Source organism: Pseudomonas brassicacearum (genome assembly GCF_000585995.1).
GTDB lineage: Bacteria > Pseudomonadota > Gammaproteobacteria > Pseudomonadales > Pseudomonadaceae > Aquipseudomonas > Aquipseudomonas brassicacearum_A.
The window spans coordinates 1609838-1634548 of record NZ_CP007410.1 but is presented as its reverse complement, the minus strand read 5'-3'; the positions used below and the strand labels follow the sequence as shown (position 1 = coordinate 1634548).

The 24711-nt window shown below is 59.6% G+C and carries 20 protein-coding genes, 1 tRNA gene and 2 pseudogenes; 16 read left to right on the top strand and 7 right to left on the bottom strand.

What is annotated here, in order from left to right:
• Positions 1–15: 15 nt before the first annotated feature.
• The 11 genes and pseudogenes from CD58_RS07110 to CD58_RS07060 all read left to right on the top strand — a co-directional run bounded on the left by CD58_RS07110 (position 16) and on the right by CD58_RS07060 (position 12093).
• Positions 16–831 (top strand): ABC transporter permease, encoded by an 816-nt coding sequence (locus tag CD58_RS07110; protein WP_025212349.1) that lies wholly within the window; start codon positions 16–18, stop codon positions 829–831.
• Positions 828–1616: an ABC transporter ATP-binding protein gene (locus CD58_RS07105; RefSeq protein ID WP_025212348.1), complete on the top strand. Its 789-nt coding sequence runs from the start codon at positions 828–830 to the stop codon at positions 1614–1616. The genes CD58_RS07110 and CD58_RS07105 overlap by 4 nt, the downstream gene beginning before the upstream one ends.
• A gap of 13 nt (positions 1617–1629) precedes the next feature.
• A complete protein-coding gene (locus CD58_RS07100; RefSeq protein ID WP_025212347.1) occupies positions 1630–2355 on the top strand; it encodes an urea amidolyase associated protein UAAP1 in 726 nt (241 codons plus the stop codon).
• Between the two features lie 11 nt (positions 2356–2366).
• Complete coding sequence (locus tag CD58_RS07095; RefSeq protein WP_025212346.1) at positions 2367–3008, top strand: urea amidolyase associated protein UAAP2; 642 nt, start codon at positions 2367–2369, stop codon at positions 3006–3008.
• A gap of 303 nt (positions 3009–3311) precedes the next feature.
• Positions 3312–6992, top strand: a complete 3681-nt coding sequence (gene uca / locus CD58_RS07090; RefSeq protein ID WP_025212345.1) for an urea carboxylase — start codon at positions 3312–3314, stop codon at positions 6990–6992.
• A 22-nt stretch (positions 6993–7014) separates the two neighbouring features.
• On the top strand, positions 7015–8793 hold the full coding sequence (atzF, locus tag CD58_RS07085; RefSeq protein ID WP_025212344.1) for an allophanate hydrolase: 1779 nt from the start codon (positions 7015–7017) through the stop codon (positions 8791–8793).
• 321 nt (positions 8794–9114) lie between these two features.
• Positions 9115–9720, top strand: a pseudogene (locus tag CD58_RS07080) (GGDEF domain-containing protein); the annotation flags it as partial.
• Positions 9713–9931: a cysteine-rich CWC family protein gene (locus tag CD58_RS07075; RefSeq protein ID WP_025212342.1), complete on the top strand. Its 219-nt coding sequence runs from the start codon at positions 9713–9715 to the stop codon at positions 9929–9931. The pseudogene CD58_RS07080 and the gene CD58_RS07075, both read left to right, overlap by 8 nt.
• Positions 9932–9966: 35 nt before the next feature.
• Positions 9967–10659, top strand: coding sequence for a pseudouridine synthase (locus CD58_RS07070; RefSeq protein ID WP_025212341.1), 693 nt, complete (start codon positions 9967–9969; stop codon positions 10657–10659).
• A 311-nt stretch (positions 10660–10970) separates the two neighbouring features.
• A complete protein-coding gene (locus CD58_RS07065) occupies positions 10971–11855 on the top strand; it encodes an alpha/beta fold hydrolase (RefSeq protein WP_025212340.1) in 885 nt (294 codons plus the stop codon).
• A gap of 164 nt (positions 11856–12019) precedes the next feature.
• Positions 12020–12093, top strand: a tRNA-Gly gene (locus CD58_RS07060).
• 569 nt (positions 12094–12662) lie between these two features.
• Here the strand turns inward: CD58_RS07060 and CD58_RS07055 are convergent.
• Entirely contained in the window at positions 12663–12857 is a 195-nt protein-coding gene (locus tag CD58_RS07055) for a hypothetical protein (RefSeq protein WP_025212339.1), read from the bottom strand.
• A gap of 600 nt (positions 12858–13457) precedes the next feature.
• Here CD58_RS07055 and CD58_RS07050 point away from each other — a divergent pair.
• On the top strand, positions 13458–13757 hold the full coding sequence (locus tag CD58_RS07050) for a DUF3077 domain-containing protein (protein WP_025212338.1): 300 nt from the start codon (positions 13458–13460) through the stop codon (positions 13755–13757).
• Between the two features lie 114 nt (positions 13758–13871).
• Here CD58_RS07050 and CD58_RS07045 read toward each other — a convergent pair whose 3' ends face one another.
• Positions 13872–14348, bottom strand: coding sequence for an Lrp/AsnC family transcriptional regulator (locus CD58_RS07045; RefSeq protein ID WP_025212337.1), 477 nt, complete (start codon positions 14346–14348; stop codon positions 13872–13874).
• A gap of 145 nt (positions 14349–14493) precedes the next feature.
• Between CD58_RS07045 and CD58_RS07040 the strand changes: the two genes are divergently transcribed.
• From CD58_RS07040 to CD58_RS07035, 3 genes and pseudogenes are all read left to right on the top strand, one after another.
• On the top strand, positions 14494–15123 hold the full coding sequence (locus CD58_RS07040) for a LysE family translocator (protein WP_025212336.1): 630 nt from the start codon (positions 14494–14496) through the stop codon (positions 15121–15123).
• Between the two features lie 292 nt (positions 15124–15415).
• Positions 15416–15592: pseudogene (locus CD58_RS29045) on the top strand (type II toxin-antitoxin system HicA family toxin); the annotation flags it as partial.
• A 40-nt stretch (positions 15593–15632) separates the two neighbouring features.
• Positions 15633–16043 (top strand): type II toxin-antitoxin system HicB family antitoxin, encoded by a 411-nt coding sequence (locus CD58_RS07035; RefSeq protein ID WP_025212335.1) that lies wholly within the window; start codon positions 15633–15635, stop codon positions 16041–16043.
• A gap of 325 nt (positions 16044–16368) precedes the next feature.
• Here CD58_RS07035 and CD58_RS07030 read toward each other — a convergent pair whose 3' ends face one another.
• Together CD58_RS07030 and CD58_RS31200 are read right to left on the bottom strand one after the other, a co-directional pair.
• Positions 16369–20154: a calcium-binding protein gene (locus tag CD58_RS07030; protein ID WP_080712516.1), complete on the bottom strand. Its 3786-nt coding sequence runs from the start codon at positions 20152–20154 to the stop codon at positions 16369–16371.
• A gap of 534 nt (positions 20155–20688) precedes the next feature.
• Positions 20689–20835 (bottom strand): hypothetical protein, encoded by a 147-nt coding sequence (locus CD58_RS31200; protein ID WP_170866878.1) that lies wholly within the window; start codon positions 20833–20835, stop codon positions 20689–20691.
• Between the two features lie 176 nt (positions 20836–21011).
• On the opposite strand from CD58_RS31200, the gene CD58_RS07025 reads away from it, so the two are divergent.
• A complete protein-coding gene (locus CD58_RS07025) occupies positions 21012–21416 on the top strand; it encodes a low affinity iron permease family protein (protein ID WP_025212333.1) in 405 nt (134 codons plus the stop codon).
• 46 nt (positions 21417–21462) lie between these two features.
• Here the strand turns inward: CD58_RS07025 and CD58_RS07020 are convergent, their stop codons facing one another.
• The 3 genes from CD58_RS07020 to CD58_RS07010 all read right to left on the bottom strand — a co-directional run bounded on the left by CD58_RS07020 (position 21463) and on the right by CD58_RS07010 (position 24646).
• A complete protein-coding gene (locus tag CD58_RS07020) occupies positions 21463–22371 on the bottom strand; it encodes an SDR family oxidoreductase (protein WP_025212332.1) in 909 nt (302 codons plus the stop codon).
• A gap of 75 nt (positions 22372–22446) precedes the next feature.
• The gene (locus tag CD58_RS07015) at positions 22447–22950 is read right to left on the bottom strand and encodes a DUF4142 domain-containing protein (protein WP_025212331.1); all 504 of its coding nucleotides are present in this window, start codon (positions 22948–22950) and stop codon (positions 22447–22449) included.
• A 346-nt stretch (positions 22951–23296) separates the two neighbouring features.
• Positions 23297–24646: a diguanylate cyclase domain-containing protein gene (locus CD58_RS07010; RefSeq protein ID WP_025212330.1), complete on the bottom strand. Its 1350-nt coding sequence runs from the start codon at positions 24644–24646 to the stop codon at positions 23297–23299.
• Positions 24647–24711: the final 65 nt, after the last annotated feature.

Below are 24711 nucleotides of genomic sequence, written 5' to 3'. Positions count from 1 at the left end.
ACCGGAGGACCTGGCATGCGCCTGATCAACCGCTACCCGGATCGCCCCAGCCGCTTGTTGCTGGTAATCCTGCCCTTCGCGCTGGTGTTGTTCGCCTACTTCATGGGCTCGGCCGAACGGTTGACGGACAACCCCAACGACAAGCTGCTGCCCAGCGCCGTGCAAATGGCCGATGCGGTGAAACGCCTGGCCTTCACGGCCGACGCCCGCAGTGGCGATTACTTGCTCTGGCAAGACACCGCGTCGAGCTTGCGCCGCTTGGCCATCGGCCTGGGCATCAGCGCCCTGGCCGGACTGTGCCTGGGCATTGCCGCTGGCACGTTGCCGCTGTTGGGCGCGCCGTTATCGCCGTTGCTCACCGTGGTGTCGATGGTGCCGCCGCTGGCCATTCTGCCGATCCTGTTCATCGTCTTCGGCCTGGGAGAATTGTCGAAAGTGATGCTGATCGTCATCGGCATCACACCGTGCCTGGCCCGGGACCTGGAACAGCGCGCCCGGGAAATTCCGCCCGAACTGCTGATCAAGGCCCAGACCCTCGGTGCTTCGACCTGGACGCTGATGCTGCGGGTGGTGCTGCCGCAATTACTGCCGCGCCTGTTGATTTCCCTGCGGCTGATGCTCGGTTCGGCGTGGCTGTTTCTGATCGCCGCCGAAGCCATCGCCTCCACCGATGGGCTGGGTTATCGGATTTTCCTCGTGCGACGTTACCTGGCGATGGACGTGATCTTGCCGTACGTGGTGTGGATCACCCTGCTCGCCTGGCTGATGGACTGGGGCCTCAAGCGCCTGACCCGGCAAGCGTTCCCTTGGTATGAAGGGGCGAAGGCATGAGTTTCATTACCGTGAACAACGTCTGGCAGCAGTACGCCGATCAGGTGGTGCTCGAGCGCTTGAACCTGAGGGTCGCCGAGGGGGAGTTCTGCACGCTGGTGGGGGCGTCGGGTTGCGGCAAGTCGACCTTCCTGCGATTGCTACTGGGCCAGGAGCGCGCCAGTCGCGGACAGATTCTCCTGGATGGCGAGCCCTTGGCCGGTGAGCCGGATGCCAGCCGGGGCGTGGTGTTCCAGCGTTATTCGGTGTTCCCGCACCTGACGGTCCTGGACAACGTCACCCTGGGCCTGGAGTTGCCGCGCTCGCCGCTGCTGGGCCGCTTGTTCGGCAACGCCAAACGCCAGGCCCGGGAAGACGCAGCGCATCTGCTGGGCAAGGTCGGCCTGGGTCATGCGCTGGATAAATACCCGGCGCAACTGTCCGGGGGCATGCAACAGCGACTGGCTATCGCCCAGGCACTGATCATGAAGCCGCGGGTCCTGCTGCTGGACGAACCCTTCGGCGCCCTCGACCCGGGCATTCGCAAAGACATGCACGCCCTGTTGCTGGAGCTGTGGCGCGAAACCCGGCTGACCGTGTTCATGGTCACCCATGACCTGTCCGAAGGCTTCAGCCTCGGCACACGCCTGTTGGTGTTCGACAAGGTTCGTGTCGACCCGCACGCCCCCGGCGCCTATGGCGCCCGCATCACCTACGACATTCCATTGAACAGCGACCGCCGCACCGCCCGTGCCGCCGTCGACGCCCTGCCCGCCGAACTGGCCGGCACCTTGCGTATCGCTTGAAAGGAGTTTTTCCATGACCGACTCGACCCGCTTGTTTACGCCCTTCGCCGAAGAACTGCTGCCCGGTGGCGGCCACCGTTCTTTCGTACTCAAGCGCGGCCAACTGCTGCGCCTGACCGATCTGCGCGGCGGGGCCAACGTGAGCCTGACGCTGCTCAATGCCAACGAGAAAACCGAACGCTTGAACCTGCCCGACAGCCTCAAATGCCAACACACCGCCAAACTCACCGCCGGCCATTGCCTGTACTCGGACATGGGCCGGGTACTGGCGGCAATCACCGCCGATACCTGCGGCTGGAGTGACAGCCTGGGCGGCGTGCTCTGCGCCGAGGAAGTCGCGCAAAAATACGGTCAGGGCCGCTACCAGGAACTGCGCAACGGCTTCTTTCGCAACGGCACCGACAACCTGTTGGTGGAACTGGGCAAATGGGGACTGGGCCTGTCCGACCTGCTGATGACCCTCAACCTGTTCAGCCGGGTCGATGTCGATGAGGCGGGAAACTTTCACTTCGTCGAGGGCAACTCCCTGACCGGCGACTACATCGAGCTGTACGCGCCGATGGACACCCTGGTGGTGCTGACCGCACTGCAACACCCGATGGACCCTAACCCGCACTACGCCCCGCAACCGCTCAAGCTCAGTTGGATGAATGCTGACGCCAGCGTCGCCGAGCACTGCCGCCTTTCGCGCCCGGAAAACCAGCGCGGCTTCATCAACACCGACCGCCTGTTCGCCTGAGGATCGCCGCCATGTCACTCGCCATCGCCACCGTACACAAGCAGCCTGACACCGCTATCTACCGCGCCACCATTCCCGCCGGGGAGCCGTGGCTGGTGGAGGTCAAGGCAGGCCAGACCCTGCGCATTCTCGACCTGGAAGGCAACCAAGCCGTCGATACGTTGTTCTACAGCCTGGCCAACCCCAAGGAACGCTACGACGTGCAACGCACCCTGCGCCGACAAAACAGCGTTTACCTGAGCACCGGCAGCGTGCTGTATTCCAACCTCGGCCACCCGATGCTGACCATCGTCGAAGACACCTGTGGACGCCACGACACCCTCGGCGGCGCCTGCGCCCAGGAAAGCAACACCGTGCGCTACGCCCTGGAAAAACGCTACATGCACAGCTGCCGTGACAACTACCTGCGGGCCTGCGCCCACGACGGTCGACTGGGCAAGGGCGACATCGGGCCGAACATCAACTTCTTCATGAACGTGCCGGTCACCGCCGATGGCGGCCTGACCTTCGAAGACGGGATCTCGGCGCCGGGCAAATACGTCGACCTGCGGGCCGAGATGGACGTGATCGTGTTGATCTCCAACTGCCCGCAACTGAACAACCCGTGCAACGCCTACAACCCGACGCCTGCGGAGCTGCTGATATGGAACTGAAACTCACCCGCCTGCGGCGCTGGTTGTTTGCGTTGTGCCAGAGCCGGTCGGGGCAGTGCATCAAATAAACACAGATTCATGAACACCACCCATCCCCTGTGGGAGCGAGCTTGCTCGCGATAGCGGTCTGTCAGTCACATTGATGTTGGATGTACCACCGTTATCGCGAGCAAGCTCGCTCCCACAAGGGGCGCAGTGATGTTTGGAAGTTTCGCCGCCAGGGACGACCCCGGCGGCCATCGAAAACTGCGGGACGGCCCGCATCCCAGTTCAGGCAGCACGCAAGCCTGAGGGGGCAATGCCATGTTCGAAAAAATCCTCATCGCCAACCGTGGCGCCATCGCCTGTCGCATCCTGCGCACCCTGCGCGAACTGAAGGTCCAAGGCGTCGCGGTGTATTCCCAAGCCGACGCCGCCAGCCTGCATATCTTGCAGGCCGACGAAGCCCACAGCCTGGGCGAAGGCGCGGCGGTCGATACGTATCTGGCGGTGGACAAACTCCTGGCGATTGCCAAAAGCAGCGGCGCGACGGCGATTCATCCCGGCTACGGCTTTCTCTCGGAAAACGCAGCCTTCGCCGAAGCCTGCGAGGCGGCCGGGATCGCCTTCATTGGTCCGACGCCACAACAACTGCGCGTGTTCGGTCTCAAGCACACCGCCCGCGACCTGGCGCGGCAACACGGCGTGCCCCTGCTCGAAGGCACCGAACTGCTCGACAGCCTCGACGCCGCGCTGTTGGCCGGCACACAGATCGGCTATCCGGTGATGCTCAAAAGCACCGCCGGCGGCGGCGGAATCGGCATGCGCGTGTGCCGCAGCGCCACCGAACTGAGCGAGTCCTTCGAAGCGGTGAAGCGCCTGGGCCAGAACAACTTCAGCGATGCCGGGGTGTTCATCGAGAAGTACATCGAACGCGCGCGGCATCTTGAGGTACAGGTGTTCGGCGACGGCCAGGGCCAGGTGATCGCCTTGGGCGTGCGCGACTGCTCGGTGCAGCGGCGCAACCAGAAAGTCCTCGAGGAAACCCCAGCCCCCAACCTGCCCGAGGGCATGGCCGACGCGCTCTGCGCGGCGGCGATCCAACTGGCCAAGGCCGTGAACTACCGCAGCGCCGGCACCGTGGAGTTCGTGTTCGACAGCGACGCGGGGCGCTTTTACTTCCTGGAAGTGAACACCCGCCTGCAAGTGGAGCACGGCGTCACCGAGCAGGTGTGGGGCGTGGACCTGGTGCGCTGGATGGTGCAACTGGCTGCCGGAGACCTACCGCCACTGAACGAGTTGAGCGAGGGTTTAAAAGCCGAGGGCCACGCGATTCAGGCACGTCTGTACGCCGAAGATCCAGGCCGGGATTTCCAGCCAAGCCCTGGGCTTTTGACCGCCGTGAAATTCCCGGACGCCGACGGCAAACAGCTGCGCATCGACACCTGGGTCGAGGCCGGTTGCCAGATCCCGCCCTACTTCGATCCGATGATCGCAAAAGTCATTCGCTGGGCGCCGACTCGCGAGCAAGCGCGCCTGGGCCTTCATCAAGCGCTGGATGAAAGCCTGCTGTACGGCGTCGAAACCAATCGCGGCTACCTGCAACAGATTCTCCTCGATGCACCGTTTGCCAACGGCCAGCCCTGGACCCGTTGCCTGGAGGCGTTGGTTTATCGCGCCCACACCGTTGAAGTGCTCAGCCCCGGCACCCAGACCAGCGTCCAGGACTATCCCGGCCGCCTCGGTTATTGGGCGGTGGGGGTGCCACCGTCGGGACCGATGGACAGCCGCTCGTTGCGCCTGGGCAATCGCTTGCTGGGCAATGAAGAAGGGGCCGCGGCGTTGGAAATCACCATGAACGGGCCGCTGCTGCGCTTCAACTGCGATGCCCGGGTCGCCGTGACTGGCGCGGTGATTGCCCTCGCTCTCGACGGTGAAGCCGTGCCGATGAACACTCCGTTGTCGATTCGTGCCGGCGCCACCCTGGCGATCGGCAACATCTCGGGGGCCGGGGCGCGCAGTTACTTGTGCTTGCAAGGCGGCGTACAAGTGCCGGATTACCTGGGCAGTAAAAGCACCTTTACCCTCGGCCAGTTTGGCGGTCATGGCGGACGGGCGTTGTGCACCGGCGATGTATTGCACCTGGCACCGCTGGATGAGCACACGACCCCGGCGCCAACCAGCGCGCCGATCCTCGAATTGCCAAGCGTGCGCCAGATCCGCGTGATCTACGGCCCCCACGGCGCACCCGAATATTTCACCGAGCGCTACATCCAGACCTTCTTCGACACGGCGTGGGAAGTGCATTTCAACTCCAGCCGCACTGGCGTACGACTGATCGGGCCGAAACCTGAATGGGTACGCGCCGACGGTGGCGAGGCCGGCCTGCACCCTTCCAACATCCATGACAATCCCTATGCCATCGGCGCCGTGGACTTCACCGGCGACATGCCCGTCATCCTCGGCCCCGACGGCCCGAGCCTGGGCGGTTTCGTCTGCCCGGTGACGGTGATCGAGGCGGACCTTTGGCAATTGGGGCAGCTCAAGGCTGGGGACAAGGTGCGGTTTGTGCCGGTGGATGTATCGACCGCCCGCTCATTGGCGACACACATCCCTTGTGGCGAGGGAGCTTGCTCCCGCTCGAGTGCGCAGCACTCGCCAGACCATGGTCCTACCGATAAAGAGTTGGGGCCGCTTCGCGACCCAGCGCGAGCAAGCTCGCTCGCCACAGGTTTTGGGTGCACACAGAAATGGGGGTCGCCTGTGGTATTGGATATCGGCCAGGACGATACGCGCCTGGTGGCGAGATTGTCCGGCGACACCCACCTGCTGCTGGAAATCGGCGCCCCCGAACTCGACTTGGTGCTGCGCTTTCGCGCCCACGCCTTGATGCAGGCTTTGGAACACAAACAACTGCACGGTGTGATCGACCTGACGCCGGGCATTCGCTCGCTGCAAGTGCACTATCAACCCGAGCAACTGCCCCTGGCCGATCTGCTGGCCATCGTCGCCGGGGAATGGGACGCGGTGTGCGCCGCGCAGGATCTGCAAGTGCCGTCGCGCATCGTCCACCTGCCATTGTCCTGGGACGATCCGGCTTGCCAACTCGCCATCGAGAAATACATGACCACCGTGCGCAAGGACGCACCCTGGTGCCCGAGCAACCTGGAGTTCATCCGACGCATCAATGACCTGCCCAACCTCGATGAAGTGCAGCGCACGGTGTTCGACGCCAGCTACCTGGTGATGGGCCTGGGGGACGTCTACCTTGGCGCGCCGGTCGCCACGCCACTGGACCCACGGCATCGGCTGGTGACCACCAAATACAACCCGGCCCGGACCTGGACCGCGGAAAACTCGGTGGGCATTGGCGGCGCCTATATGTGCGTGTACGGCATGGAAGGCCCGGGCGGCTATCAGTTCGTCGGGCGCACGTTGCAGATGTGGAATCGATATCGGGACGTCGCCGCATTCGACGGCAAGCCCTGGCTGCTGCGGTTTTTCGACCAGATCCGCTTTTACCCGGTCAGCGCCGATGAACTGTTGCGCATCCGCCGGGACTTCCCGCTGGGCCGCTTCGACCTGGAGATTGAGGATAGCCAACTCAACCTCGCTGACTACCAGCGTTTCCTGGCACAGGAGGCTGACAGCATCGCCGCGTTCCGGCAGCGGCAACAAGGCGCCTTCGACGCCGAGCGCGAGCGTTGGATCGCCAGTGGCCAGGCGCACTTCGACAGCGAAGAACCGGCTATCGCGCCGAGCGAAGATTCGCTGCTGACCGAGACTCAACTGAGCGTCGACAGCCACATCGCCGGTAACCTCTGGCAGGTTCAGGTGGAGGTTGGTGCTCGGGTCGCCGCCGGCGATGTGTTGGTCATTCTGGAGTCGATGAAGATGGAAATCCCGGTGCTTGCGCCCTCGGCCGGCGTGGTGCGCGAGGTGCGCGTCCAGCCCGGTTCGGCGGTGCGCGCCGGACAGCGCGTCGTGGTGCTGGAACGTGAATGAACTCAATCAAAGGATTAACCCCATGAACCTCTCTCTTCGCTTGGACGACCTGCGCAATGCCTACCGCAGCGGCGAACTGACACCTCGCAAATTGCTGTTGGACCTGCGGGAAAAAGCCGCGGCGCTGAACCCGGACTATCACCTGTTCATCCACCTGCTGACGGTTGAGGAACTGGAACCTTACCTGGCCGCGTTGGAAGGCCGCGACCTGGAGAGCCTGCCGCTGTACGGCGTACCTTTTGCCATCAAGGACAACATCGACCTGGCCGGCATTCCGACCACGGCAGCCTGCCCGGCGTTTGCCTATGTGCCGCCACGTTCGGCCACCATCGTCGAACAGTTGCTGGCGATGGGCGCGATCCCCCTGGGCAAGACCAACCTCGACCAATTTGCCACCGGGCTCAATGGCACTCGCTCGCCCTACGGCGCCTGCCGCAACAGCGTGCTGCCCGGCTATCCGGCAGGCGGTTCGAGCGCCGGCTCGTCACTGGCCGTGGCCTTGGGCGTGGCAAGTTTTGCCTTGGGCACTGATACCGCCGGCTCCGGTCGGGTGCCAGCCGCGCTGAACAATCTGGTGGGATTGAAAGCCACCCTGGGGTTGCTCTCCACGGCGGGCGTAGTCCCGGCCTGTCGCACGCTGGACTGCGTCACGACCTTTACGGCGACAGCAAAGGAAGCCAGCCAGCTGTTGGCGCTGACGGCCCGTCGAGACCCTCGTGACGACTACAGCCGCCACAACCCGCAGTGGAACGATGGCGCCGCGTTCGGCGCGCCTCGGCGCTTTCGCTTCGGTGTGCCGCGCCAGCAAGACTTGGAGTTTTTTGGCTGTCCTGAAGGTCCGCAACTGTTTCTGGATGCCATCGAGCGACTCGAACGTCTGGGCGGCGAAGCCGTGGAACTGGACCTGTCGCCGTTCCTGGAAGCCGCCCGACTGCTTTATGAGGGCCCTTGGGTGGCCGAACGCTACAGCGTTGCCGGCCCATTGATGGAGCGCGAGCCCGACGCCGTCCTACCCGTCATCCGCGCCGTATTGGCGAAAGCGCCTACGGTGGATGGCGTACAAACCTTCCGCGCCCGCTACCGTTTGCAAGCACTCAAAGCCCAATGCGACCAGGCCATGGACGCGCTTGATTGCGTCCTCACACCGACCATCGGGCGCCCGGTGACCCTCGCCGAACTCACCGCCGAACCGGTGCTGCGCAACTCAGAACTGGGTTACTACACCAATTTCATGAACCTGCTGGACTACGCCGCCGTCGCCGTTCCCAGCGCGTTCATGACCAATGGTTTGCCCTGGGGCGTGACGCTGTTCGGTCGAGCGTTCACCGATCAATACCTCTTGAGCGTGGCCGATGCCTTGCAGCGTCAACAGAACAAGGCCTTGCCCGTTCCCACCCACCCGGCGCGCCACGACCGAGCGCGGCTGGTGGTGTGTGGCGCGCACCTGGACGGGTTGGCGCTGAACTGGCAGCTCAAGCAGCGCGGCGCCCGTCTGATCGAAGCCACCCAAAGCTCAGCGGATTACCGCCTCCATGCCTTGGCCGGCGGCCCACCCCTGCGCCCCGGCATGCTTCGGGTCAGTGAGGGCGGCGTGGCGATCGAGGTTGAGGTCTGGGAACTGCCGAGCAGCGAACTGGGCTCGTTCCTGGCTGGCATTCCCGCACCGTTGGGGCTAGGCAAGGTGCAACTGGCCGATGGCCGCTGGGAGAGCGGATTCATCTGTGAGTCGTATGGCCTGGAGGGCGCACGGGACATCAGCCATCTGGGGGGATGGCGGGCTTATCTGCGTAGCCTGGAATAAAGCTGAACCTGTGGCGAGGGAGCTTGCTCCCGCTCGGCTTCGAAGCAGACGCGTTGGGCCGATTCTCGGCCCAACGGGAGCAACCTCCCTCGCCACAATCTTGCAAACCTGCAAATTCGACTGTCTTTTCCCACAAGGCCACTAAACTGACTCCATTGGGTCCTAGCCAAGGGAATCGCCATGTCGCTTCGTTCGCCGTTGTATTCCCAGCGCAAGCCGCTGCTGGCCGTAGTGGCGCTGCTTGGTACAAGCTTCCTGATCATTTCATTGTTGGGCTATTACGCAGCCAATACCTCGGCACGGGACAACACGCTCAAGGTGTTGTACCTGAATCTTTTGCTGGGTCTGCTGGTGACGCTGGCGGTTTTGGCCGTGTTGCATCGAATGATCAATGACTACCAACGCCGCATTGACGCCCAAACCATTCTCGACAGCCTGACCGAACTGCCGAACCGCCGCGGTTTCGACCTGCTGGCGGTGCAAGCCCTGCATGAAGCCCAGCGCGAACCCAAACCGATGACCGCGTTGTTGCTGGAGCTCGATGATTTCAAGCGGTTGGACGCCAGTCACGGTCACGTCGCCACCGATCAACTGCTGACCGGGCTCGCTCGCGATCTGACTGAAAGCCTGCGCCAATCAGACATTGTGTGTCGCTGGAGTGCCGAGGCCTTTGTCGTGCTGCTCAAGGACACCGATGGAAAGACCGGCCTGAACATCGCCGAGAAAATTCGCCAACGCATCGAAACACAACGCTACTTCTGCAGTGGAAAACAACTGTTGGTGACCGTCAGCATCGGCCTCACCACCTTGCAGGACGAAGACGTCTTGCACAGTCTGCTGTTGCGGACCGATCATGCGCTGCAACGCGCTCGGCAGACCGGGTGCAACCGAACCTGCGTGGAATTTCCTCACTCCAGCTATGAATAAACCTGAACTTTGCCCTGCCTGCGGCGGCGTCAACGACTGCACCCTGGCCAATCCGAAAACCGTCGACCAGGCCTGCTGGTGCTACGGCGTGAGTATCGATCCGGCCGTGTTGGAGGCCTTGCCGGCCGAACTGCGCGATCAATCTTGCCTATGCCCGCGTTGCGCCCAGGTCCAAGACGCGTTGCGCGCCAAGCCCTTGCCAATCGCGTAAGATGCGCGCCCTCCGCTCTGCTGCCCGAACTGCCCATGCGTGTTGACCGCTTCCTCAGTAATCTGCCGCGCTTCAATCGCCAACAGGTTCGACTGTTGCTGGTGGAACGTCGAGTGCGGATCGATGGCCAGATCGTCAGCGATCCCCACGCGCAAGTGCGTGAGTTCAGCCGTGTCGAGGTCGACGACGACGTGCTGCAAGCGGGCCGACCGGCGCGCTACTTCATGCTGCACAAACCACCCGGCTGCGTCAGTGCCACTCGCGATCCGCAGCACCCCACTGTGCTCGACTGGCTGCACGAGCCGGACAAGGATGACCTGCACATTGCCGGGCGCCTGGATTTCAACACCACCGGGCTGATGCTGATCACCAACGATGGCAGCTGGTCGCGGCGCCTGACCCAACCGCAGACCAAATTGCCCAAGGTCTATTACGTCGAAACCGAGCAAACCATCACCGCCGAATATGCCGTCCTCTTCGCTCGCGGCCTGTACTTCGCCTTCGAAGACCTCACCACCCAGCCCGCGGAGCTGACGTTGCTGGGGTCAAAATCGGCGCGACTGAGCATCGTTGAAGGGCGCTATCACCAGGTCAAGCGCATGTTCGGCCACTTCGATAACAAGGTGCTGCGCCTGCACCGTGAACGCATGGGGCCACTGCTGCTGGACGCCAACCTCGAGCCCGGTCAATACCGTGCCTTGACGCCTGAAGAGATCGATCTGATCTGAGTCGATGACCGTCGGGCAGAAGTGTCGAACAATTTTCAAATAGGCACTTGCACAACGCTCGCCCCCCTGCTTGAATCAAACCGTCGGCCGAAATGTGACCGATGAGTCACAACATACTTCCAAGAAACTTTTTGCCGGCCAGAACCCTCAGGTTCCGCCTTATCCATTCGGCAAACTGCCCGCCTATAACAACACCCGTCGACCGTCTTCCTTGGATCGACATGGGCCTTATCTTTCAGGCGTATGCCTACCTGTCACATTGCTCGTGCAATCTCATTGCGCGCATACCCGCTTGCCAGGAGTCTTATGACATGAGGCCAGAAATCGCTGTGCTGGATATACAGGGTCAGTATCGGGTTTACACGGAGTTCTATCGCGCAGACGCCGCACAAAAGACCATCATTCTGGTCAACGGCTCAATGGCCACCACTGCGTCGTTTGCACAGACCGCCAAAAACCTCTACCCGCAATTCAACGTCGTGCTCTACGACCAGCCCTACGCGGGCAAGTCCAAAGCCCACAACCGGCATGAGACCATGCTGACAAAAGAGGTCGAAGGCCAGATCCTCCTGGAACTGATCGATCACTTTGCCGCCGAGCATGTGCTGTCGTTTTCCTGGGGCGGCGCCGCCACGCTGACCGCCTTGGCGCAGCGCCCACGACGCATCGAAAAAGCAGTCATCAGCTCGTTCTCACCGGTACTCAATGCGCCGATGCGCGACTACCTGGAGCGCGGCGTGGATTACCTCGGCAGCCTGGACGGCGACCGTGTCGGGCACCTGGTCAACAGCACCATTGGCAAACACCTGCCGCCGCTGTTCAAGCGCTTCAACCATCGCCACGTCAGCAGCCTGGCGGAGCACGAATACGGGCAGATGCACTTCCATATCAGCGATGTGCTCCACAGCGACCGGTTGTGCTACGTCAACGCGGCGAAAAAAATCAACGTGCCGGTGCTGTTCCTGAACGGCGAATGGGACGAGTACACCGCGGCCGACGACGCCAAGCTTTTTGCCGAGCATGTGCAGCAGAGCAGCTTCAGCACACTGCAAGCCACCGGGCACTTCCTGGACATGGAACACAAAGCCGCCTGCCGGGACAGCCGCAACGCTTTAATGGACTTCCTGAAACCGGCCCACCACGAAAGTCGACCGCGCTACAACTACGTGCAGGGCTACCATGCACTGGCTATCTGAAACCGAGTCCTCGCGAGCAAGCCCCACCCTGCGCTTTTTGGCAAATGGGGCTTGCCCGCGAACGACCGCTCTGGTTTGAGGCTTGCGTAGACGAGTGACCTCGCCGTACGTAAAGAAAAACTTCAAATCCGTGGCCACATCTGGTACAAAGTCAGCCGCTCTGAGCGGGTGTCGTATAATGGCATTACTCCAGCTTCCCAAGCTGATAACGAGGGTTCGATTCCCTTCACCCGCTCCAATCGAATTCTGGTCTCACGTCATGTGATTTGACGGGGGATATGAAAAAACCGGCTTTTGGTGGCCGGTTTTTTTATGGCTGATATTTGGGGAAATATGAGGTGATCTCCGAGCGTAGATAGATGGCTCCCCGTCTCCGTCCAAAATAAATACGTCCCCATTTCCACACGCCCCCATCTCCACACCCTCGACGTTATCGAGAAAGCCCCCCTTGCAAGCCGAAAACGCCTTGAGCCGGCTACCGCCACGGCATCGCCGAAAAGAGGTATCTCAGCAATAGAGCATCAAACATGCTTAGCGACAAAAGCGACGACGACAAACACGGTCAGAGCGAACGCTGCACCGATGCTGAACGGCAACCACGTAACGCGGAATGTGGTCGGGGCCGGGCGCCTCATTTCTTCTGCTAAAGCCTCTACCTCTCGATGTAATTGCTCAATGCTTGCTTGATGACTTCGATGTGTGGACATGTCTTTTTCTCCTCCGAGGTCGCGGCGCCCTGCTGAGTCGGTGAAACATTTCTAGCAATCCTGTGCCGTGTGAGATTGACGCATTGTTGCGATCCAGCACTCAGATCTTAACCCAAACACTCGTAAAGGCGACTATGGCGGTCACTACCCCAGCCCCTACTGCGTATGGGTACCAGAAGGCTTCGTGCTTCAGCTTCGTTTCTTCGGCCGTAAGCTTGCGAGTCTCAGCCAACAACTTTCGGGTTTCGATCAATAGTTTATCGAGCTCTAAATTATCGCGATCGTTCTGAAGCATTGATCATCCTTCCAGGGTTTAAGCCATCGCCCTAAGCGTCGCTTTCTGCGCAGCCGGCAAAATCTGTCGAACGTCAATCGCAATGCCAATCGAATAGTCCGTACGGAGCACTATTTCCTATCTACGCAGTTGTGGATAGCGGGCGGCTCCTCCTGAATTTGTAGGCAAACTCAGAGAGTTGCGTACGCCCCGGGAAATTTGTAGGCAGAATCCGAAAACTGCGTAGGGGGTGCGCTTACTTTGCTTTTCGGCGAGTTTTCGCCTTGTTGCCCTTGCCCTTCGATGGCTACTCTCCAGATGTCGCTGCAAATCAGCGATCGGGCTTGGAAACCCGTGAGTCACGAAACCGCACGCCTTCACAAGTGCAGAGGTAGTTTTACGCCTGTAAACTTGTGTTTTTGGCGGCTGTGCGTGGGACGCCTTTGGGCGTGCCGGTTTCCTTGACTCCCGGTTTCCAACCTGCGCACAGCTGCCACCCATTCGCTTGGAACGAAAGTGGCAGCTCCAGACGTCAAGGAGCTAGACAATGCACAGCAACTCGCTTTTCAATCATTTGTTCAACTCTCGGCCTCACTGCCTCGTCATCAACGGAGGCAGGCCATGAACGAAGATACGACGCTCAAAACCATCGGCTACACCCCCTTCAACTATTCCGCTGATCGAGCACTGTTCCGTGTCAACGGCGGCGTCCCTATCCAAGAGGCATTGGAACGGGCATCGGATCTTTTGCATCTCGCTCACCGGCTTGCCGAAGACGCGGCGTTTGAGAAGAGCACCGACCGCTACGCCTGGGCTGCGCATTTTTTATTGGAGATGAGCAAGGCGGTGATTGATGACGTTGTAAAAGTCATCACGCCTAGACCGGAAATTGAAGTTAGAAAAAAAGCCGAGAAACAATAGATAGACAGTACGTTGAGAATGGGAACCGCAAGATTCCCATCTAACGACAAAACAAAAAGCCCCGGCGTTTTTCGCAGCGGGGCTTTTTGTATCTTGCCTGGTGTCATACATGGCTCAGCCCCCAGGCAAATGCCCCAACGGCAACGCCCCCGGCGTCTTCACCGTATTAATCGCGAAGTTGCTGCGGATGTCACTTATGCCCGGCAGCTTCAACAAATGCCCGGTGACGAAGCGGTCATAGGCGCGTAAGTCCGGCACCACGACTTGCAACAGAAAATCCGACTCGCCTGACACCAGGAACGCCGAAATCACTTCCGGCAATGCCGTGACCGCCTGGCGAAATGCTTCGGCTCGTTCGTCGTTGTGCCGCTCGACTTTCACGCCGACAAAAATCGTCAGCCCGAGGCCTACTTCGTCGCGGTCGAGGACGGCTTGATAGCCGCGAATCACTCCGGCTTCTTCGAGCATCCGCACGCGGCGCAGGCACGGGGAGGCGGACAGGCCGATTTCTTCGGCCAGTTGCACGTTGCTCAGGCGACCGTCGCGTTGCAGCGCGGCGAGGATTTTGCGGTCGAAGGCGTCGAGTTTCATGGATTGGCATTTTCCGATTCAATGAGACTAATACCTAGCAGATTATGCCAATTTCATAAGCCTTAGAAGCTGACTTCGCAACCACCTGCCCTGCCCCTCGGCCCTAGACTGGCACGACCGAATCGTCGATGAAGGGAGGTGTGGCATGGCAGAGCTCTGGTTGTTCCTGATGGCCTTGATGGTGGCGTATTTGCTGCCTGGGCCGGACATGATTCTGTTGCTGCAAACCGGTGCCCGCCAGGGCAAGGGCGCGGCGCTGGCGACGGCGGTGGGCTTGGGCGTTGCCCGGGGATGTCATGTCGCACTGGCCGCATTGGGGCTTTCGGCATTGTTCAAGACTGCGCCCTGGACGTTTGATGCGGTACGCCTGGCCGGGGCTGCCTATTTGTTATGGATCGGTTTTCAATGCCTAAGGACCACGTTGTTGCCGAGTTTTGAAGGAGCCGGTATCGAGGCCGGAAAGCGGCGTTGGTACCAGGCAATTCGGCGCGGTCTGCTGACCAATTTGCTTAATCCCAAGGCATTGTTGTTTTGCTCGGTGTTACTGCCCCAGTTTATTGATCCAAAGGGCGGACCGGTGTTGGGGCAGTTTGCGACTCTGGGCGTGGTGTTGGTCAGCGTTGGTTTGTTGTTTGATAGCGCCTACGCGCTGGTAGGTGTCGCGCTTGGGCGCTGGCTTCAGCGCTCCCCTTCGGCCCAGCGCGTGCAACAGTGGTTGTTTGGCAGTCTTTTGATTGGGTTTGCGGTGCGGCTGACGTTTGTGCAGCAGGCCTAATGCCTGTGGATAAGCTGGTCGGACGGACACCTGGAGCGAAGCGAACTGGGCTGAAACCGGGGGCTGCTACGCAGCCCAGCGGGAGCAAGCTCCCTCGCCACGGGCGTATTTTTGCCATCTTTTACATCCCGCAATAACCCCGTTTGCCTCCCAGCAATCCTTGCCGGGGGCGGCTTCTACACTTCGATGCAATCAAATCACACACCCGCAAGCCTCACTCTTGGTGGTTATGGTGTTGATCATTAAATTTCAGTAGGTATAGTACCCACCAAGCACGCCACACGGAGGTGTTGTGAATAGCCGATTTTTGATAAGCCAGATCATTGCGGACGGTTGGTATCTGGTGCGGGTTCGGGGCAGTCATCATCACTTCAAGCACCCGACCAAACCGGGATTGGTCACGGTTCCTCATCCGAAGAAGGACCTGCTCAAGAAAACGGCCATCAGTATCTTGCAACAGGCGCTGCTCCAGCCGGCCCGTTGCCCTGCGTTCCCGGAGGACGATGAATATGCTTTACCCGATTGCGATTTCCATGGGCGATGACAAGCACGCCTGGGGTGTTGAAGTGCCGGATATTCCCGGTTGCTTCTCCGCAGGCGACGATCTGGACGACGCCATGGCGATGGCGCGAGAGGCCATTGAGGGGCACTTCGAAATTCTGGCTGAGGACGGCTCGGCGATTCCGCCGGCCAACACCGTTACCTTGCACGCGGCCAATCCAAAATACGCCGGTTGTACTTGGGCGCTGGTGGACATTGATGTAACCAAATACCTGGGTAAGGCGCAGAAGCTCAACATCACGCTGCCAGGCTATCTGCTCAATCGCATTGATGAATATGTGTTGCACCATCCTGAAGAGAAAAGCCGGTCTGGGTTCCTCGCTTCTGCCGCTCTGAAGGTATTGCAGCAAGGGCGGTGAACGTTTGTGGGAGCGAGCTTGCTCGCTTACGTCTTACCCCGCGATTAGACCATCGTCTTTGGTGTTGGAGTCAGGAAGGTGTGTTGGCTGGACGGATACATCTGGCTTCCTGCCGCAGCCTGTCTTCAAACGTGTGTCTTCACCGCTGTAGTCAATTCGGGCGACGTTTCTCTCCACAGGGTGCAGGGTTGAAAACTTTTGCCCGGCTCAAGCAATACCGGGCAAAAGCGACACATTCAAGACTGATTAGGAAAGCGTGATTGCCATTGAGTGCATTTCCCTACCGTGACCAGTATGAAGCGGCAAGAAACGCCGACTCAGCTGTTTAGGAAAACAGATCATCGGCAAACCCCTTGATGCCCGACAGACTGACGAGCTGCATATCAGCTGTCTGGATCTGTTCGATGGTGTCGTAACCTGCAAACCAATCCTGGAGGCGCACACCTTCTTGCGGTGTCTGTCCTGGAGCGAAGCTTGATCGATGCAGATAGAGATCATCACCGATGCGATCAGCCAACAGTTCATCGCTGCCAATATAGGACAAAATCAATTTGTCGCCGCTGCTGATGCCATCGTCCCGAATTGTCACTAACTTTGGAGTATCGATGGTGTAGATATCGTCACCCTCACCACCGTTAGCAAAACCGCCGGTCTGCAATATCAGTCTGTCATCCCCCTGACCTCCCGACAATGAAAAGCCCACGCCTCTACCGGTCAGCAGGTCGTTGCCATCCCCACCATCAGCCATGCCATGTATCACAGTGATCGTGTCACTTCCGGCCTCACCGTAGGCCTGAGTACCCTCGTCACTGGCAGCCGTGACGATGGTGTCGTTACCGCCGCCGCCGTACAAGATGTCTGCCTGCGGCCCATTCGCCGAGCTATCGACTTTGAAAGGCTCTATCCACGAAGTCAGCCCACCATAGAGGAAATCATCGCCGTCCCCGCCGTCGATGACGTCGTTGCCCAATCCACCCTCCAGATAGTTAACACCCGTGTCTCCAACCAAGACATCGTTGAAGTGACTACCCAACACGTGTTCGATGTTGAGCAATACATCACCTTCGGCATCGCCACCTTGATTGATTTGAGTCTGCAAGTTGATCGAGACTCCTGTTGTGCTTGTAATGTAAAAAGCACTGTCGAAACCTGCGCGACCATCGATTACATCTGCCCCGGCTCCACCAATGAAGATCTCCTTCAAACCAGAGCCTGATAGTGTGTCGTTAAAATTGCTGCCTTGAAAAAACTCAATGTTGGCGTAGGTGTGGCCAGCAGCCCCCCCTATGTCGGTGCCGTTGGTCAGGTCGATCGTCACCCCGCTGTCAGACTGTTCATAAGTGACTAGATCCACGCCACCCGCGCCATCCTCCATCATGGACGAACTACCGCCATAGAAAACGTCGTTAAAATTCGATCCCCTGATCACCTCGATACCAGTATAGGTATCACCTGCCGCGGTCCCGGAATACACACCTGTCTTAAGGTTGATGGTCATGGCTTCTTTGCTGTCGAGATAGCTCGCTATGTCATAGCCAACACCGCCGATCAACTGATCCGCACCCGCGCCGCCGTACAATGTGTCGTTACCCGAACCGCCGATTAACTGGTCCGCTCCCGCGCCACCGTACAGTGTGTCGCTACCCGAACCGCCGGTGATGATGTTGTCGCTGTCGTTGCCGTAACCGGTGAATGCGCCAGTGCCAATGTAGGTCAGGCGCTCGACGTTTGCCGCCAGGACCGTGCCGTTGGCATTGATCACCGACACGCGGACTTCATCGTTGCCGCCACCGGCCTGTTCGATGATATAGGGGGTCAGCCCCAGATTGATGTTGTAGACATCGTCGCCAGCCCCCCCTTCCAGCCGTACCGTTGGGGCTACGGTGTACGGGCCAGCGGAGAGCACGTCGTTGAAGGCAGAGCCTATGACGGTTTCGATATTCGCTAAAATGGTGCCTTCGGCATCTCCGCCCGTTCCTGCCGTTCCCGTCCCGGTACGGATATCGACGTTTACCCCCGCAGTCGAGCCCGAGTAGTCAACCGTGTCGATCCCGGCACCGCCGTCGAAATCCATACCGCTACCATCGCCAACGAACGTGTCGTTGAAATTCGATCCTCTGATCGCCTCGATACCGGTGTAGGTATCACCTGCCGCGATCCCGGTATGCACACCCGTCTTGAGGTTGATGGTCACAGCTTCTTTGCTGTCAAGATACCCCGCTACGTCGTAGCCAACTCCGCCGATTAACTGATCAGCTCCCGCGCCGCCGTGCAGTATGTCGTTACCCGAACCGCCGGTGATGATGTTATCGCTGTCGTTGCCATAACCGGTGAATGCGCCAGTGCCGACGTAGGTCAGGCGCTCGACGTTTGCCGCCAGGACCGTGCCATTGGCATTGATCACCGACACGCGGACTTCATCGTTGCCGCCACCGGCCTGTTCGATGATATAGGGGGTCAGCCCCAGATTGATGTTGTAGACATCGTCGCCAGCCCCCCCTTCCAGCCGTACCGTTGGGGCTACGGTGTACGGGCCAGCGGAGAGCACGTCGTTGAAGGCAGAGCCTATGACGGTTTCGATATTCGCTAAAATGGTGCCTTCGGCATCTCCGCCCGTTCCTGCCGTTCCCGTCCCGGTACGGATATCGACGTTTACCCCCGCAGTCGAGCCCGAGTAGTCAACCGTGTCGATCCCGGCACCGCCGTCGAAATCCATACCGCTACCATCGCCAACGAACGTGTCGTTGAAATTCGATCCTCTGATCGCCTCGATACCGGTGTAGGTATCACCTGCCGCGATCCCGGTATGCACACCCGTCTTGAGGTTGATGGTCACAGCTTCTTTGCTGTCAAGATACCCCGCTACGTCGTAGCCAACTCCGCCGATTAACTGATCAGCTCCCGCGCCGCCGTGCAGTATGTCGTTACCCGAACCGCCGGTGATGATGTTATCGCTGTCGTTGCCATAACCGGTGAATGCGCCAGTGCCGACGTAGGTCAGGCGCTCGACGTTTGCCGCCAGGACCGTGCCATTGGCATTGATCACCGACACGCGGACTTCATCGTTGCCGCCACCGGCCTGTTCGATGATATAGGGGGTCAGCCCCAGATTGATGTTGTAGACATCGTCGCCAGCCCCCCCTTCCAGCCGTACCGTTGGGGCTACGGTGTACGGGCCAGCGGAGAGCACGTCGTTGAAGGCAGAGCCTATGACGGTTTCGATATTCGCTAAAATGGTGCCTTCGGCATCTCCGCCCGTTCCTGCCGTTCCCGTCCCGGTACGGATATCGACGTTTACCCCCGCAGTCGAGCCCGAGTAGTCAACCGTGTCGATCCCGGCACCGCCGTCGAAATCCATACCGCTACCATCGCCAACGAACGTGTCGTTGAAATTCGATCCTCTGATCGCCTCGATACCGGTGTAGGTATCACCTGCCGCGATCCCGGTATGCACACCCGTCTTGAGGTTGATGGTCACAGCTTCTTTGCTGTCGGTATAACCCGCTATGTCATAGCCGGCACCGCCGATGAACTGATCCGCTCCCGCGCCACCGTACAGTGTGTCGTTACCCGAACCACCAGTAATGATGTTGTCGCTGTCGTTGCCATAACCGGTGAATGCGCCAGTGCCGACGTAGGTCAGGCGCTCGACGTTTGCCGCCAGGACCGTGCCGTTGGCATTGATCACCGACACGCGGACTTCATCGTTGCCGCCACCGGCCTGTTCGATGATGTAGGGGGTCAGCCCCAGATTGATGTTGTAGATGTCGTCGCCAGCCCCCCCTTCCAGCCGTACCGTTGGGATTACGGTGTACGGGCCAGAGGAGAGCACGTCGTTGAAGGCAGAGCCTATGACGGTTTCGATACCAATGAGCGTATCCCCCTCTGCGTCGCCACCCCGTCCAACAAGTCCAGTTCCCTGGCGCAAATCTATACTGATACCTTCAGTCGATGCCGAATAATCAACAGTATCTATACCAGCACCGCCGTCAATTTTGTCTGCGCCAGCAGTGCCCTTAATTACATCGTTCCCGCCCAGAGCGTTGATCTCATCATCCCCGGCGGTGCCAATTAGTGCATCTGCGCCAGCTGTTCCATTGATAACGGCCATTTTTCTTCCCTGTTTAAGGATGGTAGAGGAGGTCTCGTAAAATCAGTGCTTGTTTACAAAACTGAAGCAAGAATCTCTGCGGTGTTTTTCGGCTGTGGCCAGTGAAGCTTGAGCGGATATTTCGCCTAGAAAAAATGGGCAATTAAGGTGTCATTTATTAGATTTCAGGCACGACATAACCGCCCGATTTGAAAAAACGGGATATGTTTGATTTTCTTACGATCAATTGCGTGCTGGCGCAGCCGGTCCATGCTGAGCTCCATCCAAGGCCCTTCTCCCTATCGGGAAGTTAACTGGGCACTGAGCGTCCTTGCGTGAGTGATAGCACGACAATATCTCTTTACACAAGAGGCCCGGTACCCAGGGAAGCGTAGCGTGCTGATGACGCCCTAAGGGCGGTGAACGTTTGTGGGAGCGAGCTTGCTCGCGATAGCGCCCTGTCAGCCAATCTGGATGCTGCTGATCTGACGCCATCGCGAGCAAGCTCGCTCCCACTGGGGTTTTGCAGTCACCGCTCCGGTGGCTGCGGGCCGTCTATTTTTTCTCCGCCCCGGACTCCTGCATCTGCACCGAAGACTTGGTGCCGTCGGTGTTGTCCTTGGTCTCGTTATCCGAGTTGTCGAAACAGCCTTGCAGGGCGAACAAGCAGCAGGCAAGGCAAAAAGTGCGGGCGAGATTCATGATGTACTCCGATGCCGAGGGCTTTGAGCAGTGACCTGCGAGAGCGGTAATGGTTGCGACTGTCATCGTGCCGGACGATGAACGTCGACGGATGTTGGCGACTGAAATGTAAGTAGAATTTTCACCGCCTCGTTGCTGTCACACCAGACAGGTGCATCCCATAAGGAAACACGGCAATGACGTTCGCAAAAATCGCTCAAAAACTAGCCCTCTGGGCGGGGAGCCCCAAGACATTCCTGGGGGCCATCGTGTTGTTGGCACTGTGGGCAGCCAGCGGACCTTTCTTCGGTTTCAACGACACCTGGCAATTGATCATTAACACCTCGACCACCATCATCACCTTCCTCATGGTGTTCCTGATCCAGAACACGCAGAACCGCGATACAGACATCTTGCACCTGAAGATCGATGAGTTGTTGCGAGCGACCAAGGAGGCACAAAACGCGATGCTCGGGCTCGAATCCCTGGACCTCAAGCAACTGGAGGCGTTGAGAAAGCACTACCAAGCCATGGGCAACGACGAGGTCAAAAGCCTTGAAGGCCTGGAAGCGAAAAGCAAGATCGACCTGAACCAGTGCTGAGAGATGCGCGAGTGGTGACGTGCCACTCGCGCGCTTCGGCCAAGCATCAAGGCAGTGGGTTGCCACCTGTCACGCCAAACACTTCCCCGGTGATGTAACTCGACTCCTGGGATGCCAGCAATACATAGAGCGGCGCACATTCGGCCGGTTGGCCTGGACGTTTCATCGGCACCTGGGCACCAAAGGTAGGAATTTTCTCCTGCGGTTGGCCGCCGCTGGGTTGCAGCACGGTCCAGATCGGCCCCGGTGCCACGGCATTGACCCGGATGCCCTTGCTGATGACCTGCCCGGCCAGCGCCTTGGTAAACGCCACAATGGCCGCTTTGGTGGTGGCGTAATCCAACAGCGTCGCGGACGGATCGTAGGATTGGATCGAGGCGGTATTGATAATCGTCGCTCCCGCCGGCATCAGTGGCACCGCCGCCTTGCAGATCCAGAACATCGCATAGATGTTGGTTTTCATGGTGTCGTCGAATTGCGCGGTGGTGATGTCGGCAATGTCTTTTTGCGCCTCCTGCTTACCGGCGACGTTCACCACAATATCCAGGCCGCCCAATTGCTCGTGGGCACTCTTCACCAATTGCACACAAAAGGTTTCGTCCTTGAGGTCACCAGGAATCGCGATCGCCTTGCGGCCTTCGGCTTCGATCAATTCTATGACTTGCCGCGCATCACGCTCTTCGCTGGGCAAATAGTTGATCGCGACATCCGCACCCTCGCGGGCATAGGCGATGGCGGCGGCACGACCGATACCTGAGTCACCACCGGTGACCAGTGCCTTGCGCCCTTCCAGACGCCCGAAGCCCTGGTAACTTTTTTCACCATGATCGGGCTTGGGCACCATGTCCTGGTCAATGCCCGGTGGCGACTGCGGCTGGTCAGGAAAGGGTGGGCGCGGATATTGGGTCAGTGGGTTCTGCATCGCGTATTGGTTGGGTTCTCGGCGTGTGGACATCGAACTTCTCCTTTTCGGCGGGCAAGATGAGCCAGGACGCGAACGCCCTGGTCTTGATGTAAGAAGGGGTGCGAATCAGCGACTGGCTTGCAGCGCCCTGGCCATTTCAAGATGGGTCTGCAATTTAGGCAGGGTCTCATCGGCAAACGCCTTGATTTCCGGTACTTCGGTGGTCTGGGCTTGCTGCTCGATTTGCGCGATGGCTTCCTCGGTGGCCTTGACCTGACTGGCTGCATAAGCAGCTTCGAAGGACTCGCCCTCCTGTACCTGCGGCATCAGCGTCTTGGCCTTGTCTGCTACCTCCTCTCGAGGCGCGACAGGCAAGTCGAGCTTTTTCGCGATCTTCGCCAGATGTTGATTGGCGGTGGTGCGGTCGTTGATCACCATGATGGTGTAATCCTTGACCTCCCTGGATTCGGCTTTCCCGTGGGCCATGCGGCTGGCCTCGATGTCGGCCATGCCTTTGGCCGACGCATCGTTGATGAATTCGGCAGGCGATTGGGCCCAGGCACTATTGGCACCCAGGCCCATCAGCACGACGAGACTGCTGGTGCGTAAAAAGATGGCCATCCGGCTCATGATCACGCCCTCCTCTGAAAAAAGTTGCGGCAGGTTTTCCCGCCCATGAATCAGAACCACGTGAGACGTTCCAGTAAAAAAATCCGACTCGGTTTTACGACCGATTTTGGTTTTCCACCGGGAATCTCGTCGGTCGAAGTAGTGGTTCTCCCACTTTTGCGACCCGTTTCAGACACCTTCGTTCGATCGTGGGCGATGTTTCCTGGGTCATCGCCTCGTGAACCGGACGTGGTTTGGCCCTCCCGCTTCACGGATAGGGGCAAGCGGGCTCGCCTGGCATTTGAAAGGATCAAGGGCTCAAAGGTTTGATTAAACATCCGGCGCCACGACGAACGGTGGCGCGCAGTCAGATACCGAACACCTTGTGATTGTGGCGTTTGGCGGCATACATCGCCGCGTCAGCGTGGCGGAACAGCGCCACGTCTTCGGTGCCATCCTCGGGAAAACAGGCGACACCAATGCTCGGCTCAATGCTCAGGCAATGCCCGTCCAGGCGCAGCGGTTGGGCCAACGCATGACGGATTTTTTCCTGCACGCGGTGGGCATCTTCCAGAACCTGAATGCTATGGAGTAGAACCACAAACTCGTCCCCACCAATGCGTGCCACGGTGTCGGTATCACGTACACACCCCTTGAGTCGGCTGGCCACCGCTTGCAACAGCATATCGCCCACCCCATGGCCGTAGGTGTCGTTGATCTGCTTGAAGCGATCCAGATCGATATACAGCAGGGCCATGCGCCCCGATGCGGCCCGGGCGGTGGCCAGCGCCGCCTTGAAGCGGTCACGCAGCAATTCGCGGTTGGGCACCTGGGTCAATTGGTCATACTGCGCCATGTGCTGCAACCGGGCGTGCAGTTGCTGGCGCTCGATAGCGGTGGTGATTTGCGCACAGACGTATTGCAGCAGTTCCTTATCCTGCTCGGTATAACGTGCGTTGTTCGGCGCGCTCTTGACGATCAGAGCGCCAATCGTGCCGTTCTGCGAGTTCAGCGGCACGCCCAGCCAACAGGGCGCGTCCGGCAGCGCCACAAGGTCGCAAAACCCCGGCGTCAGCTCGCTGCAACCGGGCGTCAACAGGATGGGTTGGCCACTGCGAATCACCTCGGCGCACAGACGCCCCGTGATCGTGCCGGGTAATTCGGGTTGCCGTTCCGAGTCATCGACGTGGTAAGGAAAATTAAGTTGCGCGCATTGCTCGTCATACAGCGCCACCGAAAAATTCAGCGCCGGCAGCCACTCGCCAATGATCAGGTGGATGCGCTTGAACAACGCCAGCAGATCCGCCGCGGCATGGGCCGCCTCGGAAATCGCGTACAGCGCCGCTTGTCGGGACTCGGCCTGCTTGCGCTCGGTAATGTCCCGCGCCACGGCGATCCGCAATTGATCCACCGGTGACCAACGCGCCGACCACAGGATGTGCACGACCCGACCGTCCTTGCGCAGGTAGCGGTTCTCGAAATTGAGCTTGGGTTCGCCGCCCATGACCTCCCTCGCCGCCTCCAAGGTTCGCTGGCGGTCGGCAGGGTGCACCATCTCGATCATCGGCTGGCCGATCAGCTCCTGCGGGGTGTAACCGAAAATGCGTTCGCAGGCGGCACTGACAAACACGAAACGCCCTTGACCGTCGACGGCACACACGGCGTCCAGCAGAAGGTCGATGTAACTGGCCAACGGCGCGGAACTTCGAGTGTCCATGGGGCTGGAGGTCATCCGTATGATGCAGAAGTGAGCGGAACCTTGCGTGGGGGTGGTACGCGACG

Excerpts from the sequence above, each read along its gene's own strand:
- uca (WP_025212345.1), top strand. The coding sequence starts at position 3,312 with ATGTTCGAAAAAATCCTCATCGCCAACCGTGGCGCCATCGCCTGTCGC.
- CD58_RS07020 (WP_025212332.1), bottom strand. The coding sequence starts at position 22,371 with ATGTCCACACGCCGAGAACCCAACCAATACGCGATGCAGAACCCACTG.
- CD58_RS07065 (WP_025212340.1), top strand. The coding sequence starts at position 10,971 with ATGAGGCCAGAAATCGCTGTGCTGGATATACAGGGTCAGTATCGGGTT.
- CD58_RS07110 (WP_025212349.1), top strand. The coding sequence starts at position 16 with ATGCGCCTGATCAACCGCTACCCGGATCGCCCCAGCCGCTTGTTGCTG.
- CD58_RS07055 (WP_025212339.1), bottom strand. The coding sequence starts at position 12,857 with ATGCTTCAGAACGATCGCGATAATTTAGAGCTCGATAAACTATTGATC.
- CD58_RS07100 (WP_025212347.1), top strand. The coding sequence starts at position 1,630 with ATGACCGACTCGACCCGCTTGTTTACGCCCTTCGCCGAAGAACTGCTG.
- CD58_RS07010 (WP_025212330.1), bottom strand. The coding sequence starts at position 24,646 with ATGGACACTCGAAGTTCCGCGCCGTTGGCCAGTTACATCGACCTTCTG.
- CD58_RS31200 (WP_170866878.1), bottom strand. The coding sequence starts at position 20,835 with ATGAATCTCGCCCGCACTTTTTGCCTTGCCTGCTGCTTGTTCGCCCTG.
- CD58_RS07045 (WP_025212337.1), bottom strand. The coding sequence starts at position 14,348 with ATGAAACTCGACGCCTTCGACCGCAAAATCCTCGCCGCGCTGCAACGC.
- CD58_RS07030 (WP_080712516.1), bottom strand. The coding sequence starts at position 20,154 with ATGGCCGTTATCAATGGAACAGCTGGCGCAGATGCACTAATTGGCACC.
- CD58_RS07025 (WP_025212333.1), top strand. The coding sequence starts at position 21,012 with ATGACGTTCGCAAAAATCGCTCAAAAACTAGCCCTCTGGGCGGGGAGC.
- CD58_RS07105 (WP_025212348.1), top strand. The coding sequence starts at position 828 with ATGAGTTTCATTACCGTGAACAACGTCTGGCAGCAGTACGCCGATCAG.
- CD58_RS07040 (WP_025212336.1), top strand. The coding sequence starts at position 14,494 with ATGGCAGAGCTCTGGTTGTTCCTGATGGCCTTGATGGTGGCGTATTTG.
- CD58_RS07035 (WP_025212335.1), top strand. The coding sequence starts at position 15,633 with ATGCTTTACCCGATTGCGATTTCCATGGGCGATGACAAGCACGCCTGG.
- CD58_RS07050 (WP_025212338.1), top strand. The coding sequence starts at position 13,458 with ATGAACGAAGATACGACGCTCAAAACCATCGGCTACACCCCCTTCAAC.
- CD58_RS07015 (WP_025212331.1), bottom strand. The coding sequence starts at position 22,950 with ATGAGCCGGATGGCCATCTTTTTACGCACCAGCAGTCTCGTCGTGCTG.
- CD58_RS07095 (WP_025212346.1), top strand. The coding sequence starts at position 2,367 with ATGTCACTCGCCATCGCCACCGTACACAAGCAGCCTGACACCGCTATC.
- atzF (WP_025212344.1), top strand. The coding sequence starts at position 7,015 with ATGAACCTCTCTCTTCGCTTGGACGACCTGCGCAATGCCTACCGCAGC.
- CD58_RS07070 (WP_025212341.1), top strand. The coding sequence starts at position 9,967 with ATGCGTGTTGACCGCTTCCTCAGTAATCTGCCGCGCTTCAATCGCCAA.
- CD58_RS07075 (WP_025212342.1), top strand. The coding sequence starts at position 9,713 with ATGAATAAACCTGAACTTTGCCCTGCCTGCGGCGGCGTCAACGACTGC.